This is a genomic window from Cupriavidus sp. DB3 (assembly GCF_020418465.1).
GTDB lineage: Bacteria > Pseudomonadota > Gammaproteobacteria > Burkholderiales > Burkholderiaceae > Cupriavidus > Cupriavidus cauae.
Window position 1 is genome coordinate 407,373 of the sequence record NZ_JAIZPL010000005.1, and the last position, 15,410, is coordinate 422,782.

The 15,410-nt window shown below is 67.8% G+C and carries 13 protein-coding genes; 2 read left to right on the forward strand and 11 right to left on the reverse strand.

Annotated features, from left to right (window positions below; all coding sequences use genetic code 11):
• Positions 1 to 19: 19 nt before the first annotated feature.
• The 10 genes from K7G19_RS18220 to apbC form a co-directional block, all read right to left on the reverse strand.
• Positions 20 to 1,270, reverse strand: coding sequence for a formate dehydrogenase subunit gamma (locus K7G19_RS18220; RefSeq protein ID WP_226108451.1), 1,251 nt, complete (start codon positions 1,268 to 1,270; stop codon positions 20 to 22).
• Positions 1,271 to 1,331: 61 nt separating this feature from the next.
• Positions 1,332 to 1,568, reverse strand: coding sequence for a hypothetical protein (locus tag K7G19_RS18225; protein WP_149317992.1), 237 nt, complete (start codon positions 1,566 to 1,568; stop codon positions 1,332 to 1,334).
• 2 nt (positions 1,569 to 1,570) lie between these two features.
• Positions 1,571 to 2,260: a formate dehydrogenase FDH3 subunit beta gene (gene fdh3B / locus K7G19_RS18230; protein WP_149317724.1), complete on the reverse strand. Its 690-nt coding sequence runs from the start codon at positions 2,258 to 2,260 to the stop codon at positions 1,571 to 1,573.
• A gap of 10 nt (positions 2,261 to 2,270) precedes the next feature.
• Positions 2,271 to 5,300, reverse strand: a complete 3,030-nt coding sequence (locus K7G19_RS18235) for a molybdopterin-dependent oxidoreductase (RefSeq protein ID WP_149317723.1) — start codon at positions 5,298 to 5,300, stop codon at positions 2,271 to 2,273.
• A 90-nt stretch (positions 5,301 to 5,390) separates the two neighbouring features.
• Positions 5,391 to 5,600, reverse strand: coding sequence for a formate dehydrogenase (locus K7G19_RS18240; protein WP_149317722.1), 210 nt, complete (start codon positions 5,598 to 5,600; stop codon positions 5,391 to 5,393).
• Between the two features lie 307 nt (positions 5,601 to 5,907).
• A complete protein-coding gene (locus K7G19_RS18245) occupies positions 5,908 to 6,540 on the reverse strand; it encodes a molecular chaperone (protein WP_226108452.1) in 633 nt (210 codons plus the stop codon).
• Positions 6,541 to 6,682: 142 nt separating this feature from the next.
• Positions 6,683 to 8,878: a 4Fe-4S binding protein gene (locus K7G19_RS18250; RefSeq protein ID WP_226108454.1), complete on the reverse strand. Its 2,196-nt coding sequence runs from the start codon at positions 8,876 to 8,878 to the stop codon at positions 6,683 to 6,685.
• A 101-nt stretch (positions 8,879 to 8,979) separates the two neighbouring features.
• On the reverse strand, positions 8,980 to 9,690 hold the full coding sequence (locus K7G19_RS18255; protein ID WP_149317719.1) for a DUF3306 domain-containing protein: 711 nt from the start codon (positions 9,688 to 9,690) through the stop codon (positions 8,980 to 8,982).
• A gap of 105 nt (positions 9,691 to 9,795) precedes the next feature.
• The gene (locus K7G19_RS18260) at positions 9,796 to 10,317 is read right to left on the reverse strand and encodes a DUF3305 domain-containing protein (RefSeq protein WP_226108639.1); all 522 of its coding nucleotides are present in this window, start codon (positions 10,315 to 10,317) and stop codon (positions 9,796 to 9,798) included.
• Positions 10,318 to 10,328: 11 nt separating this feature from the next.
• The gene (gene apbC, locus K7G19_RS18265) at positions 10,329 to 11,417 is read right to left on the reverse strand and encodes an iron-sulfur cluster carrier protein ApbC (protein ID WP_006578138.1); all 1,089 of its coding nucleotides are present in this window, start codon (positions 11,415 to 11,417) and stop codon (positions 10,329 to 10,331) included.
• Between the two features lie 366 nt (positions 11,418 to 11,783).
• Here apbC and K7G19_RS18270 point away from each other — a divergent pair, with 366 nt between their 5' ends.
• Together K7G19_RS18270 and metG are read left to right on the forward strand one after the other, a co-directional pair.
• Complete coding sequence (locus K7G19_RS18270; protein ID WP_023263915.1) at positions 11,784 to 12,416, forward strand: OmpA family protein; 633 nt, start codon at positions 11,784 to 11,786, stop codon at positions 12,414 to 12,416.
• A 311-nt stretch (positions 12,417 to 12,727) separates the two neighbouring features.
• Positions 12,728 to 14,812 (forward strand): methionine--tRNA ligase, encoded by a 2,085-nt coding sequence (gene metG / locus K7G19_RS18275; RefSeq protein WP_226108456.1) that lies wholly within the window; start codon positions 12,728 to 12,730, stop codon positions 14,810 to 14,812.
• A gap of 24 nt (positions 14,813 to 14,836) precedes the next feature.
• On the opposite strand, the gene K7G19_RS18280 is transcribed toward metG, so the two are convergent.
• Positions 14,837 to 15,385 (reverse strand): hypothetical protein, encoded by a 549-nt coding sequence (locus K7G19_RS18280; RefSeq protein ID WP_149317717.1) that lies wholly within the window; start codon positions 15,383 to 15,385, stop codon positions 14,837 to 14,839.
• Positions 15,386 to 15,410 lie beyond the last annotated feature (25 nt).

Genomic DNA, 15,410 nt, shown 5'->3' on the forward strand with positions numbered 1-15,410 from the left:
AACGCCGGTACGGCAGCGCTTACGCCTCGCCGGGCGCGGGCCGCCGTTCCGGCTGGCGGCGCGAAGGCGTGGAACGCTGCGCCGGGATCTTGCCCGAGCGGACGTCGTCGTACCAGTGCTCGTGGTGCTCCTTCGCCCAGGCCTCGTCGACATAGCCGTCGCGCATCGCGCGGTAGGCGCCTTCCATGCCGATCGTGCCCATGTAGATATGGCCGAACGCCATCGCCATCATCACGATCGCGGCGATCGAGTGGACGATATGGGCCAGCTGCATCGTGGTGCGGTAGTAGTCCAGGCCCGGCACGATCTTGTCGAGCACGAAGCCCGAGGCCGAGATCAGCAGCCCAAGGAAGAACACGCCGACCCAGAACCAGCCCTTCTCGCCGGCATTGAAGCGGCCGCTCGGCACATGCTTGCCGCTGGCGATGCCGCCCAGGCTGGTCAGCCAGCGGATGTCGTCGCGCGACGGCAGGTTGTCGCGCACGAAGATCACGAAGCCGACGATCAGCGACAGCGTGAAGACCGGTCCGACGATGTTGTGGACGTTCTTCAGCAGATAGGTCAGCCAGCCGAACAGCGTATGGCCCATGATCGGCAGCAGGAAATGCTTGCCGAACAGCATCACGATGCCCGACACCGCCAGCACCACGAAGGCGATCGCCATGGTCCAGTGGACGATGCGCTCCAGCGGCGTGAAGCGCTCGATCATGCGGCCCGTCGGCGCCGACTTCAGCGGAATGGTGCCGCGCCAGACGAAGAACGCCAGGATCACCGCCGGCACCAGCACCAGCAGCCAGCCGCCCCAGACCGTGATCACGCCATTGCGCAACAGCCGCCATTCCTGGCCGGTACGCAGGATCAGCACGCCGGCTTCCTTGTCGGGCAGGCTGCTGTAGTGGCGCTGGTCAGAGTTGATCTCGCGCCAGACCGGCGCGTTGTTGCCCGGCTGCGTCCGCGTGCGGCTCTGCTGCTCGCGCGCCTCGGCGGCGATGTCGCGCTCGGGCACGTCGAAGATGTTCTGCGAGGCGATGCCCGAGAACGGCTGCTGCGGATGCAGCGCGGGGTTGTTCGTGTCGGCATCGCTCGGCGCAGGTGTAGCGGCCGGGCTCTGGCCCTGCGCGGCGGCCTGTGCGGGCGCTTGCGCGGGCGTTGTCTGCGCCTGCGCCGCGCCGGCATGCAGCAGCGGCACGGCCAGGGCCAGCGCGCATGCGGCCGTTGCCGCGGCGGCACGGGCCTTGCCGGCCAGCGCGGAAATCAGCTTGGCGCTCATAGGGCCTCCTTCGGATCGGCTTGAAGTCGGCGGCAACGGCGGCCGCCCATGCACGCCCCACTCATTGGACGCGCGTGTACTCGTTCTGCAGCTGATTGCGCTGGCGGATCTGCTTCTGCCAGCTGGTCTGGTCGCCCTGCGTCCAGCCGGTGGCGACGAACGGATCGCCGGGCGCGCCCTTCCAGGCCGCCGTGTCGGTCTTCTTCGGGCTCGGCCTGGCGGTTTGCGGCTCCTCGCCGCAGCCCGCCAGCCCGATCAGCGCGGCGGCGCCCGCCGCCATCCACATCAGCTTGTTCATCTTCATGATGCCTGTCCCGCGGGAGTGGACGGACCGGCCGGCGTCTGCTGGGCCGGAGCCGGGGTGCCGGCCGGCGCGGCCGGCGCGGTCTGGGCAGCCTTGCCGTTGGTGCCGTAGGCGGTGCCCCAGCCGAACACATCGCCGCCGGTGCCGCGCTTGATCACGCGGTTGCGCAGGATGTCGGCGATCACGTCGCCGTCGCCGCCGAGCAGCGCCTTGGTCGAGCACATCTCCGCGCACAGCGGCAGCTTGCCTTCGGACAGGCGGTTGCGGCCGTACTTCTCGAACTCGGCCTCGCTGCCGTTGGCTTCCGGACCGCCCGCGCAGAACGTGCACTTGTCCATCTTGCCGCGCACGCCGAAGGTGCCGGTCGACGGGAACTGCGGCGCGCCGAACGGGCACGCATACGAGCAGTAGCCGCAGCCGATGCAGACATCCTTGTCGTGCAGCACCACGCCGTCGTCGGTGCGGTAGAAGCAGTCGACCGGGCAGACCGCCATGCAGGGCGCGTCCGAGCAGTGCATGCAGGCCACCGAGATCGATTTCTCCGCGCCCTGCACGCCGTCGTTGACCGTCACCACGCGGCGCCGGTTGACGCCCCACGGTACCTCGTGCTCGTTCTTGCAAGCGGTGACGCAGCTGTTGCACTCGATGCAGCGCTCGGCGTCACAGATGAATTTCATGCGTGCCATTGTGTTCCCCTTACGCGAAGCGCTCGATCTGGCAGACCGTGGTCTTGGTTTCCTGCATCATCGTCACCGCGTCATAGCCGTAGGTTGTCGCGGTGTTGACCGCCTCGCCCCGCACGATCGGATGCGCACCGTCCGGGTAGTAGTCCAGCATGTCCTTGCCCTGCCACCAGCCCGAGAAGTGGAACGGGATGAAGGCGGTATCCGGGCCGACCCGCTCGGTGACCAGCGCGCGCACCTTCAGCGTGGCGCCGGTCGGCGTCTTGACCCAGCAGTAGTCGCCGTTGCGGATGCCGCGTGCGGAGGCCGCGCGCGGATTGATCTCGACGAAGTTCTCCTGCTGCAGCTCGGCCAGCCACGGGTTCGAACGCGTTTCCTCGCCCCCGCCCTCGTACTCGACCAGGCGGCCGGAGGTCAGGATGATCGGGAACTTCTCGTGGATCTTGTTCTCGACGTTGCGCTGCTGCACGGTCTTGTACAGCGTGGGCAGACGCCAGAACGCCATCTTGTCGTCGTGGGTCGGATACTTGGCGACCATGTCCGGACGCGTCGAGTACAGCGGCTCGCGGTGCTGCGGAATCGGATCCGGGAAGTTCCACACCACGGCGCGCGCCTTGGCGTTGCCGAACGGATGGCAGCCGTGCACCTTCAGCACGACGCGCTGGATGCCGCCCGACAGGTCGGTCTTCCAGTTCTTGCCCTCGGCCGCCTGCTTCTCGGCGTCGGTCAGGTCGTCCCACCAGCCCAGCTTCTTGAGCAACACGTGGTCGAACTCGGGATAGCCGGTGGTGATCTCCGCGCCCAGGGAGTGCGAGCCGTCCTCGGCAAGCAGGTTGACGCCGTCGCGCTCCACGCCGAAGTTGGCGCGGAAGTTGCCGCCGCCGTCCATCACGTGGCGCGTGGTGTCGTACAGGTTCGGCGAGCCCGGGTGCTTGAGCTCCGGCGTGCCGTAGCACGGCCACGGCAGGCCGAAGTAGTCGCCGGTCAGGTCGTAGCCGGTGGCCGCGTCCTTGCCGCCCTTGCAGCGCAGCGTCTTGACGTCGAACATCTGCATATTCTTCATATGCGCCTTCAGCCGTTCCGGCGACTGGCCGGTGTAGCCGATGGTCCAGTTCGACCTGTTGATCTCGCGCAGGATCGACTCGGGCTCCGGCTCCATCCAGGTACGGCCGGCGCGCTTGACCTCGATCATCTTGAAGTTGCGCGACAGCTCCTTGCCGAAGCCGAGCTTGTCGGCGAAGGCCTGCATGATCGTGTGGTCGGGCATCGATTCGAACAGCGGCTCGATGACCTTCTCGCGCCATTGCAGCGAGCGGTTCGACGCCGTGCAGGAGCCCGAGGTCTCGAACTGCGTGGCGGCCGGCAGCAGGTAGACGGCGCGGTTCGGATTGACCTTGTCGCCCTCGGCGGGCGGCATGTTGGCCATCGCCGCGGTGGCCGACGGATACGGGTCGATCACCACCAGCAGGTCCAGCTTGTCGAGCGCCTTCTTCATTTCCAGGCCGCGCGTCTGCGAGTTCGGCGCATGGCCCCAGAAGAACACGCCGCGGACGTTGTTGTCCTGGTCGATCAGATCGCTCTTCTCGGTGACGATATCGATCCAGCGCGACACCGTGGTGCCGGACTTCTCCATCATCGCCTGCGAGGGGAACTGCGACTTGATCCACTCGTAATCGACGTTCCACACCGCGGCGTAGTGCTTCCACGCGCCGGTGGCCAGGCCGTAGTAGCCCGGCAGCGAGTCCGGGTTCGGGCCGACGTCCGTCGCGCCCTGCACGTTGTCGTGGCCGCGGAAGATGTTGGCGCCGCCGCCCGACACGCCGATATTGCCCAGCGCCAGCTGCACGATGCAGGAGGCGCGCACCATCGCGTTGCCGATCGTGTGCTGGGTCTGGCCCATGCACCAGACCAGCGTGCTCGGCCGGTTCTTGGCCATGGTCTCGGCGACCTTGTAGACCTCGGCCTCGGGCACGCCGCAGGCCTCTTCGACCTTGTCGGGGGTCCACTTGGCGAGGACTTCCTCGCGCACCTTGTCCATGCCGTAGACGCGGGTGCGGATGTACTCCTTGTCTTCCCAGCCGTTGTTGAAGATGTGGTACAGCACGCCGAACAGGAACGGGATGTCGGTGCCCGAACGGATGCGGACGTACTGCTCGGCCTTGGCCGCGGTGCGGGTGTAGCGCGGGTCGACCACGATCACCTTGCAGCCGTTTTCCTTGGCATGCAGCAGATGCAGCATCGACACCGGATGCGCCTCGGCCGCGTTCGAGCCGATATACAGCGCAGCCTTGCTGTTCTGCATATCGTTGTACGAGTTCGTCATCGCACCGTAGCCCCAGGTATTGGCCACGCCCGCGACGGTGGTCGAGTGGCAGATGCGCGCCTGGTGGTCGGTGTTGTTGGTGCCGAAGAACGACACCCACTTGCGCAGCAGGTAGGACTGCTCGTTGCTGTGCTTGGACGAGCCGATGAAGAACATCGAATCCGGGCCGGTCTCCTGGCGGATCTGCTTCATCTTCGCGGTGATCTCGTCCAGGGCCTGGTCCCAGCTGATGCGCTGGTACTTGCCGTTGACGAGCTTCATCGGATATTTCAGGCGGTACTCGCCGTGTCCGTGCTCGCGCAGCGCCGCACCCTTGGCGCAGTGCGCGCCCATGTTGATCGGCGAATCGAACACCGGCTCCTGGCGGACCCAGACGCCGTTCTGCACCACCGCGTCGACCGCGCAGCCGACCGAGCAGTGGCCGCAGACCGTGCGGCGCACGACGATATCGCCCTTGCCGTTGCCGGCGGCCTTGCCGTCGGCGGCATCGGCCTTGCGGATCAGCGACAGTTGCGAGGCAGCCAGGCCCGCGCCCACGCCGATGCCCGAGCGCTTCAGGAAGCTGCGGCGGTCCATGGTCGGCATTGCGCCGGCGAGGCTCGTGGCCAGCCGCGCCGACAGGCGTGCGGACGAAGCGGCGGCCGGCTGAGCGGACGCGAGTCGATCAACGCGCTGCGCAGGGGCGCCGCCCTGGGCCGCGTGCTTGCGGGTCAGAATCATGTGTCACCTCGGGAAAGGTACGAAGCAGGCAAAGGCGATATCGCGAGAGACGGCCGCGCCGGCATCGCGGCGGGCCGGCAATCGCGCGGCTTATACCAGCGTCGTCCGGTAATACTTCCGTACGTGTTCAGAGACACGGTAACCGTTGCTGTCGGCAGGAGTGGGTTCCGGCGCGGGGATCGCACCGGCGGGGGCGGCGGGAGTGCGCGCGGTCAGGGCCGCGGCACCCGCGGCGGCAGTCACGATGCCAGCACCGGCGAGGAAATGGCGACGTGCGACCCGGGTTTCCTTCTCTTTCATGGGGGGGCTCCTCGGTAATATTTACCGATTACCAATCTAGTTATGCATTCTTTTGCGTATTGTAGATCGATCTGTACGCAATGGCCATGCTGACCGCGGGTTTATCCTGATTTTCCGTAATCATGGCGCTGTGCATCAAATGTCTTGAGACATGTCTTTGCACGCCACGCGAACCCGCATCGCGACATCTCGTTCTGCACGCCAACTGCGTTTATCGGCTCACCGGGCCGTGGGCTTTAGCGCTGCCACGCAATCCAGGCAATCCGCGCAATTCAGGCAATTCAGGGAATTCACGCAATTCAAGCAATCAATGCATCTCCATCGCGACCGCCTCGACGGCCGCGAACGACTTCAGCAGTTCCGCCGCGCGCGCATAGAAGCGCGCGCCCGGATGGGCGATGACCGTATCGCACAGCGATTCGACCCACGGTTGCAGATGGCGCGCGAAGAAGCGCTGCTGCTCGCCGAGGTTGGACACCGCGACATCGTCGCCGGCAATCAGGAAGCGCATCACCTCGCATAGCGTCGCGATATGGTCCTCGGGTTCGCTGACGCCTTCATGACGTTCGAGCCCGTAGCGCGCCAGATCTTCGCGCACCGCCACCAGCGGGCGTTCATGCAGGAAGCCGGTCTGGTAGTACGAGCCGTACAGGAATACATCGGGCTTGCCGATGCCGACGAACAGTTGCTGGTACTCGTCGGCGGCCTCCGCCTCGGTGGTGCCCGCCGCCGCTTCGCCCAGCGCGTTCCACGCCTGGCCCAGCGGGCTGGCGGCATCGTCGGCATGCGCGCGATTGGCGGCGATATGGTGCAGCAGCGCCGCGTCGGGGGCGCTATAGAACAGCGTGGCCAGCAGGCCGTAGAGGTCGGCGCGGGCGGTGTCTTCGGCCTGGTCCGCGGGGGCGGCCTGGGTCAGCTGGATAGGCTGGAAATCGGTCATCGGATCGCGGTGAGAGGTGGCAGTACTACGTCAAGGGCCGCATCGGCCTGCGGCATTGGCTCGTGGCAATGGCCTGTCGCATCGGCTCGTGGCATCGGCCTGCGGCATCGGAAAGCGGCGCCGGCTGCCGCCGGCGCCCTGCTCATTGCAGCGTCGCGCCGGTCGCGGCCCCGGTGTCCTTCTCGATCATGTCGACGACCCGGCAGTCGCTGCACATCTTCAGGCGATCGGCGGCGGCGCCGGCAAAGGCCGGATGGCCGGCCAGCCGCCCCAGCATGGCCTCGACCATCTGCGCGGTGCCGAAGGGCTTGGCGCAGCGGATGCAGTGGAACGGCCTGGTCTCGTGCAGCGTGACGGGCTGGCGCACGGCATCGCCGGTCAGCAGGCGCGGCACCAGCGTGATCGCGTCTTCCGGGCAGGTCCGCTCGCACAGGCCGCACTGCACGCAGTTGCGCTCGAGGAAGGACAGCACCGGGCGCTCGCTGTTGTCGCGCAGCGCCTGCGACGGACAGGAGCCGACGCAGGCCATGCACAGCGTGCAGCGGCCGGTGTCGACCTGCACCGCGCCCAGCGGCGCGCCGGCCGGCAGCGGCACGGTCTCGGCCGGCAGCGGCGCATGCGCGGCCAGGTAATCGAGCGCGAAGCCCAGCGTTTCCCGCTTGGCCGCGGCGGCATGGAAGGCAGCCGGCGGAAGCGCGGCGCCCTTGGCAGCAACATTGGGCGACAAGCGCGCCAGCGCGCGATCGAGCGAGCCGGCATCGGGCGCGTCGATCAGCGTAAAGAATTCGCCGCGATAGCCCAGGCCAGTAAGGATGGCCTGCGCCACCGCCATCTGCTCGGCCAGCGCGGTGCGATATTGCGGCGCTTCGTCGCCGGTCAGCATCACCGCGACGCGGTCCGCGCCCCAGGCGATCGCCGCCAGCCACAACTCCAGGCCGACCGAGGCCGGATGGAACAGGCCGACCGGAATCACGTTCGGCGCGATGCCGTCGAGCCGGCCCGCGCGGGCCTCCCTGCCGAGCGCCAGGATGCGCGCATCGCCATGCTCCTGCCCATGCAGCAGCAGCACGGCATCACGCCCGCCCGCCTGCCGGTAGGTCGACAGCAGCGTGCGCAGGCGCCGGCCCTGATGATCGGGCTTCGGATAGGCATAGCTGATCGCGCCGGTCGGGCAGACCGTGGTGCAGGCCCCGCAGCCCACGCACAGGTTCGGCGCGACCTCGATGCGGCCCTTGCCGTCCTGCCAGCGCGAGCCGATCGCCTCGGCCGAGCAGACGTCGATACACGCCGAGCAGCCCGTGGTCCGGTTGCGGCCGTGCGCGCACAGCGATTCCTTGTACTGGAAGAACTTGGGCTTCTCGAATTCGCCGACCAGCTGCGTCGCGGCGAGCGCCATCCGTTCCTGGCGCAGCGGGTCCGCGCCCGCGTGCAGATAGCCCTGCGGCGGCGCGTGTCGGCCGAAGAAGGGGCTGTCGTTCAAGTCGAAGACCAGGTCGAAACGCTCGCTGACCGTGGCAGCGGGCCGGTCGAAATCGATCGCCGCGGCGGCGCCGCAGGCCTTCACGCAATCGCGATGGGCGGTGCAGCGGCTCAGGTCGATCTGGTAGCTGAAGTCGATCGCGCCTTCCGGGCAGGCCTCGATACATGCATTGCAGCGCGTGCACAGGTCCAGATCGATCGGATTGGCGCGGCCCGCGCCGGTCTCCCAGCTGGCCTCGAAGGCGCCGAGCCAGCCGCTCAACTTGTCGAGCCGGCCGCTGTGGACCGGATAGTCGCGCGTCGCGGGCGGCGTCGCGCCATCGACGGCGCCGGTGCCAGGGCCGGTGCCAGGGCCGGTGCCCTCGGACCCGCCGAGCAGAACCGTCACCTGCAGGCCCGCCTCGCCGAGGCGGTCAGCCCACGGCAGCGCGCGCGCGGCCGGGCCGAACACCAGCACGCTGCCGGCCGAGCGGTAGTCGACCACCGGCACCGGGTCCGGGTCGGGCAGTGCCGCGGCGGCCAGCAGCGCGGCGATCTTGGCATTGGCCGTGCGCGGGTCCTTGCGCGCGCCGCGCGACCAGCCGCCGGTCTCGCGGATATTGACGAAGCGCACCGGCGCGGTGACGACGCCGTCGGCCTGCGTCTTCGCGGCCAGTTCGGTAAACAGCGGGCGTTCCTGCGTGCAGGCGACGATCACGTCTTCGGTGCCGTCGAGCGCGGCGGTGAAGGCGCCGACCTCGCGGCGGCACAACAGGCGGTGGACTTTCAGCGGGGCGGCGCCCGGCTGGGTGGAGGCATCCGACAGTGCCGCCCCGTCAAGCGGCATGGTGTCGTTGCAATTGCAGATCAGCGTCGGCATGGTCGGTACAGCTGGCCGGCTTGCCAGCCCGCTTCTTTCGAGCGGGTCCGCGCCGGCGGTTTGTGGGGGAGTGACATTGTAGGCCCGACGCGGGGCCGGGGCTACGCAGGTTTGTCCGTAGCTGGTTCGGTATGCGGCACGGCGGGGGTGGCATCGCCCCCCGGCGCGGGCGTGGTTTGCGCCTTCACGCCGGCATCGGCGCCGTCGTCCGGGGCGATGTGCGCGCCGGCCTGTGCGGTGCCATCCGGCTCGCCGGTACCGTCCTCGGGGACATCAACGGACGATTCGGCCCCGGCTTGAGCTTGCGCTTCGTCGTCCGGAGCCGAGCCCTGACGGCCGGCAGCGGTGCCGGGCTCTTCCACTTCCTCGATCGGATCGAACAGGCCCAGCGTCTCGGACTGGCGCAGGCGCCGCAGCACGTCGGGCGGAATCGGGTCCGGCTTGCTGTAGTCGTCGATATAGATATCGAGCCCGTCCATCACATTGAAATGCGGGTCGGCGAACAGCGTCTTCAGCGCGGCGCGCTTGACGGTTTCGTCGACGCCCCGGGCGACGAAGCGGGCCACGCTGTCGCCGGGCTTGAGCATCGCCACGTCGGCCAGCGTCGGCGCGGGCGGGGCTTCGGCCTCGGGCGCGACGGCACCGGCCGTTGCGTCGGCCTTCACATCGGCCTTTGCCGGAACGGCGACCGGCGCGGCGGGCGACGCGGCAGGCGGCGATACGGGTTCGGCTGCCACGGCCTTGCCCTCACGCACGGCGGCCTTGCGGCGTGACCAGCGGGACAGGAAGGACGTTTCGGTCGAATCGCTCATGATGGAAAGTCAGGCGGCAAAGAGACGGGTAACGACATCCCTGCCGCGGAATTCAATGGCGTGCTCAGCAACGCGTTCAGTGGAGTGGTGCGTTCGGCCGTGCGCTCAATAGCGCGCCCGGTCCTGCGGCGACTTGAACGACTCCGGCCGCCGGCGCTTCTTCGGCTCGGGCCGGTAGTGCTCGGCCACATAGGCCTGCAGCCAGGCCAGCTGTTCGGGTGCGAGCGGCACGTTCTCGACCGTCTCGCCGGCATCGAGCCAGCGCCCCGCCTCGTTGTACGACAGCGAGACGGTCACGGGCAGCGGCCGGCGCCCGTCTTCCGGCTGGGTCTCGTCCATGCGCCACAGCACGAACCAGCACGGCGCCGTGGAGCTCAGGTTCAGATAGTAGCCCTCGGCTTCGTCGCGGAACAGCTCGACGGGGTAGCCGGGATAGAGCCAGCGCGCGCCCTGCTCGTCCTCGTGCAGGCAGTGCGGCTCGGTACCGAACGCGCCAAGGTCCGGCACCACCGCTTCGAGCTCCCACTTCCAGGGCTGCCAGCGGCTCGCCAGCGCGATTCTGCGCATCACCACCGCCATCCTGACGGCGGGGCGGCCGCCGGCCGGCGGCGGAGCCTCGGACTGCATCGGTTCCATGGTCAGGTGTTCTGCACGACGATGCTGGGGAACTTGCTGGTCATGTCGCGCGCCTTGTCGGCGACCTTGATCGCCACCTTGCGCGCGATGCCGCGGTAGAGCTCGGCGATCGGGCTGTCGGGCTCGGCGACCACCGTGGGCCGGCCGGAATCGGCCTGCTGGCGGATCGACAGGTTCAGCGGCAGGCTGCCCAGCAGGTCGACGCCATATTGCTCGCACATCCGCTCGCCGCCGCCTTCGCCGAAGATATGCTCGACGTGGCCGCAGTTCGGGCAGCAATAGACCGCCATGTTCTCGACGATGCCGAGGATCGGGATGCCGACCTTCTCGAACATCTTCAGGCCCTTGCGCGCGTCCAGCAGCGCGATGTCCTGCGGCGTGGTGACGATCACCGCGCCGGTCACGGGCACCTTCTGCGACAGCGTCAGCTGGATGTCGCCGGTGCCCGGCGGCATGTCGACGATCAGGTAATCCAGCTCGTGCCAGTTCGTCTGGCGCAGCAGCTGCTCCAGCGCCGAGGTCACCATCGGCCCGCGCCATACCATCGGGTTGTCCTGCTCGATCAGGAAGCCGATCGAGTTGGCCTGCAGCCCGTGGCCCTCCAGCGGCTCCATGGTCTGGCCGTCGGCGGACTCGGGACGGCCGTCGATGCCCAGCATCATCGGCAGGCTAGGGCCGTAGATGTCGGCGTCCAGCATGCCGACGCGTGCGCCCTCGGCGGCCAGCGCCAGCGCGAGGTTGACGGCGGTGGTGGACTTGCCGACGCCGCCCTTGCCGGAGGCGACCGCGATCACGTTCTTGACGCCCGGCAGCAGCTTGACGCCGCGCTGCACGGCATGGGCGACGATGTGCATGGTCACCGTCACGCTGACATTGGTGACGCCGGGCAGGGCGCGCAGCGCCGCGATCACCAGCTTGCGGATCGGGTCGAGCTGGCTCTTGGCCGGATAGCCGAGTTCGACGTCGAGCGAGACATCGCCGCCATCGACACGGATATTGCGGGCGGAGCGCGTGCTCACCAGATCCTTGCCCGTGTTGGGATCGATCACGGTACGCAAGGCTTCGGTAACCTGGTCAACGGTAAGGCTCAAGACAATCTCCGCTACTTGATATGTGGGGGAAGGCGCGTACTGTATCAAAGAGTGGCCCCGCGGCTCGGCGAGGGCCAGGAAGGCTTCGATTATCCCTGTGGTGCACAAGGGATTACACGTGCTTACAACTTTCACAGCGTGGCGCTTGTGCACGGGGCGCCATCTCCCTATTGTAGTGCCCCGAAACGTCGGCTCGCCCCGGATCCCGCCCGAGACTTCGGCGGTGCCCGAAAGCAGCCTGAATCGCCACTTGGCGCTTGCATTTTTTGGAAGCTGCTGGCGCAATTAGGCCAGTGCGTCACAATGCCTCAACCCGAGGCGCAGGCAGCCGCAGTTGAAGCACAACAATCGACAGAAGGAGAAAGCATGAAACTCAAGCTCGTCAGCCTTTCGATCGTCGCCGCACTGGCCGCCGGCTGTGCGACCGAGCAGGGTACGCACACCGCCGTGGGTACCGGTGCGGGCGCCGCCGTGGGCGCCGGCCTGGGCAACCTGATCGGCGGCAACACCAAGGGCACCGTGATCGGCGCGGCCGTCGGCGCCGCCGCGGGCGGTGCGCTGGGCTACAACTGGAACGCGATCCGGGGCAAGCTGAGCCGCGATACCGCCGGCACCGGCACCCAGATCACCGAGCAGCCGGACGGCTCGCTGAAGGTCAATATCCCCAGCCAGGTGACGTTCGATACCGACAGCGCGACCATCAAGCCGTCGTTCCGCTCGGTGCTCGACCAGGTCGCCCAGACGCTGAGCCAGCACCAGGACGTCAACGCCACGGTGATCGGCCATACCGACAGCACCGGCAACCCGACCTACAACATGCAGCTGTCCCAGCGCCGCGCCCAGAGCGTGGCCGGCTACCTGGGCGACCGCGGGGTCGCGCGCAACCGCCTGAGTGCCGAGGGCCGGGGCCAGTCCCAGCCCATCGCGGACAACGCCACCGAGGCCGGCCGGGCCCAAAATCGCCGGGTCGAAATTTTTTTGAAACCAATTCAAGGGTGATGGAGTCATAGAAACAGGTACCGCTTGCCACCGTTGCTGGCTCGCGATGGGTGGCTGACCTCCCGGGCGGTACCTGATTTCTCCTCCTTTTCCGTTGTGGAAAGCTGCGCCGGCTCAGACCGGCGCTTTTTTTTGGGCCGCACCTGGTGACGCACCGGGCCGCGCGTTTGCCCGCACGCGTGGCCGCGCGGTCCGCACCGGCGCCGCGGCCGGTGGCCGCCTCCCCCGCTTGCTAGAATGTCGGTTTTCCGCGCCGGCCCCGCCCGCGCCGCGGAACACCGATATCCAACCGCTTCCCGACCGGCATCCCCATGACAGCACGTCGCATCCTCGTCACATCTGCCCTGCCTTACGCCAACGGCCAGATCCATATCGGCCACCTGGTGGAATACATCCAGACCGATATCTGGGTCCGCTTCCAGCGCATGATGGGCAACGAGGTCTATTACGTGGGCGCCGACGATACCCATGGCACGCCCGTGATGCTGCGCGCGGAAAAGGAAGGCATCACGCCGAAGCAGCTGATCGACCGGGTCTGGAACGAGCACAAGCGCGACTTCGACAGCTTCCTCGTCTCGTTCGACAACTTCTACAGCACCGACTCCGAGGAGAACCGGCTGCTGTGCGAGAAGATCTACCTGGCGCTGAAGGCCGAGGACCTGATCGCCGAGCGCGACGTCGAGCAGTTCTACGATCCGGTCAAGAACATGTTCCTGCCGGACCGCTTCATCAAGGGCGAGTGCCCCAAGTGCGGCGCCAAGGACCAGTACGGCGACTCCTGCGAGGTCTGCGGCACCACCTATGTGCCGACCGACCTGAAGAACCCGTACTCGGTGGTGTCGGGCGCCACGCCGGTGCGCAAGTCCTCGACCCACTATTTCTTCAAGCTGTCCGATCCGCGCTGCGAGAGCTTCCTGCGGGAGTGGGTGGCCGACCTGGCCCAGCCGGAAGCCAGCAACAAGATGCAGGAATGGCTGGGCGGCGACGGCGAGGCTTCCACGCTGTCGGACTGGGACATCTCGCGCGACGCGCCCTATTTCGGCTTCGAGATCCCCGGCGCGCCGGGCAAGTTCTTCTACGTCTGGCTGGACGCGCCGATCGGCTACTACGCCAGCTTCAAGAACCTGTGCGAGCGCAAGGGCATCGACTTCGACGCCTGGGTCGGCCCGCATTCGACCGCCGAGCAATACCACTTCATCGGCAAGGACATCCTGTACTTCCACACGCTGTTCTGGCCGGCGATGCTGCGTTTCTCGGGCTACCGCACGCCGACCAATGTGTTCGCGCACGGCTTCCTGACCGTCGACGGCGCCAAGATGAGCAAGTCGCGCGGCACCTTCATCACCGCGCAGAGCTATATCGACACCGGCATGAACCCGGAATGGCTGCGCTACTACTTCGCCGCCAAGCTGAACGCCAGCATGGAAGACCTGGACCTGAACCTGGACGACTTCGTCTCGCGGGTCAACAGCGACCTGATCGGCAAGTACGTCAACATCGCCAGCCGGGCGGCGGGGTTCCTGGTCAAGCGCTTCGACGGCCGCGTCGACGACGCCGCGCTGTCGCACCCGCTGCTCGAGCAGCTGCGCCAGGCCGCGCCGCAGATCGCGCAGCTGTACGAGGGCCGCGAATACAGCAAGGCGCTGCGCCTGGTGATGGAGCTGACCGACGCCGTCAACGCCTTCGTCGATGCCGAGAAGCCGTGGGAACTGGCCAAGGACGAGGCGAAACGCCCGGCCCTGCATGCCGCCTGCTCGGTGTCGCTGGAAGCGTTCCGCCTGCTGACGGTCTACCTGAAGCCCGTGGTGCCCAACGTCGCGGCCGGCGTCGAGGCCTTCCTCAATGTCGAGCCGCTGGACTGGCGCGCGATCGACCGGCAGCTGAGCAGCGCCAGCCCGATCAAGCCGTACTCGCACCTGATGACGCGCGTGGACGCCAAGCAGATCGAGGCGCTGCTGGCCGCCAACCGCGACTCGCTGCAGGCCGCGCCGGCGGCCGGCGCGGCCGGAGCCGAAGCCGGCAATGCCGCCCCCGCCGGCATCGAGCCCATCGCCGACACCATCACGATCGACGATTTCGCCAAGGTCGACCTGCGCGTGGCGCGCATCGTCGAATGCCAGAAGGTCGAGGGCTCGAACAAGCTGCTGCAGCTGACGCTGGACCTGGGCGAGGGCAAGACCCGCAACGTCTTCTCGGGCATCCAGTCGGCCTACCAGCCGGAGCAGCTGGTCGGCAAGCTGACCGTGGTGGTCGCCAACCTGGCACCGCGCAAGATGAAGTTCGGCCTGTCCGAAGGCATGGTGCTGGCGGCCTCGGCGGCCGACGAGAAGGCGGCGCCGGGCCTCTACATCCTCGAACCGCATGCGGGCGCGGTGCCCGGCATGCGCATTCGCTGATCGCCTCGCGCGTGCAGGGCGGCGTCAGCCGCCCTGCACCTTCGACGGATCGTCGCTGCGCGAGGTATGCGTGACGAGCCCGTCCGTGCCGAAGTGCACGTTGAAGAAGGCCTTGTCCTGCGAGGTCTCCCACCAGCGGTAGCCCCACACGGTTTCCTGCTTCAGGCGGAAGGCCTCGATCTTCGTGGGCTTGCCCAGCATGCGGCGGACGCTGTCCTGGCTCATGCCGGCACGCACGCGCTGGAAGTTCTCCGCCGTCAGCACCTGTTCGATCGCGCCGACCTTGCCGTCGGCGCCGATCGTCACCATCCAGGTGGTGGCGCCCTCGGGCCCGCGCGGATATTCGAGGCGGCGCGCACCGTTCTCCTCTTCCCAGACGATCTCGGGCCGGCCGGCCTGGCGGCGCACGTCGTCCTCGCTGGAGACGCCCGGCTCGATCCCCTTGAACAGCTGGCTGTCGGGCTGGACCGACTTCCAGGCCGAGCGCGCGGCGTCGCCCGCCTTGTTCAGCGCCTCGTCGACCTTGCGCTGGTCGCAGCCGAACAGCGCCAGCACCGAAGCGATCAGTCCCATCGCTGCCACTCCGCGCGCGGACCGG

Excerpts from the sequence above, each read along its gene's own strand:
- K7G19_RS18240 (WP_149317722.1), bottom strand. The coding sequence starts at position 5,600 with ATGAAAGAGAAGGAAACCCGGGTCGCACGTCGCCATTTCCTCGCCGGT.
- K7G19_RS18255 (WP_149317719.1), bottom strand. The coding sequence starts at position 9,690 with ATGAGCGATTCGACCGAAACGTCCTTCCTGTCCCGCTGGTCACGCCGC.
- K7G19_RS18280 (WP_149317717.1), bottom strand. The coding sequence starts at position 15,385 with ATGGGACTGATCGCTTCGGTGCTGGCGCTGTTCGGCTGCGACCAGCGC.
- K7G19_RS18245 (WP_226108452.1), bottom strand. The coding sequence starts at position 6,540 with ATGACCGATTTCCAGCCTATCCAGCTGACCCAGGCCGCCCCCGCGGAC.
- K7G19_RS18220 (WP_226108451.1), bottom strand. The coding sequence starts at position 1,270 with ATGAGCGCCAAGCTGATTTCCGCGCTGGCCGGCAAGGCCCGTGCCGCC.
- K7G19_RS18260 (WP_226108639.1), bottom strand. The coding sequence starts at position 10,317 with ATGCAGTCCGAGGCTCCGCCGCCGGCCGGCGGCCGCCCCGCCGTCAGG.
- fdh3B (WP_149317724.1), bottom strand. The coding sequence starts at position 2,260 with ATGGCACGCATGAAATTCATCTGTGACGCCGAGCGCTGCATCGAGTGC.
- K7G19_RS18225 (WP_149317992.1), bottom strand. The coding sequence starts at position 1,568 with ATGAACAAGCTGATGTGGATGGCGGCGGGCGCCGCCGCGCTGATCGGG.
- K7G19_RS18250 (WP_226108454.1), bottom strand. The coding sequence starts at position 8,878 with ATGCCGACGCTGATCTGCAATTGCAACGACACCATGCCGCTTGACGGG.
- K7G19_RS18235 (WP_149317723.1), bottom strand. The coding sequence starts at position 5,300 with ATGATTCTGACCCGCAAGCACGCGGCCCAGGGCGGCGCCCCTGCGCAG.
- K7G19_RS18270 (WP_023263915.1), top strand. The coding sequence starts at position 11,784 with ATGAAACTCAAGCTCGTCAGCCTTTCGATCGTCGCCGCACTGGCCGCC.
- metG (WP_226108456.1), top strand. The coding sequence starts at position 12,728 with ATGACAGCACGTCGCATCCTCGTCACATCTGCCCTGCCTTACGCCAAC.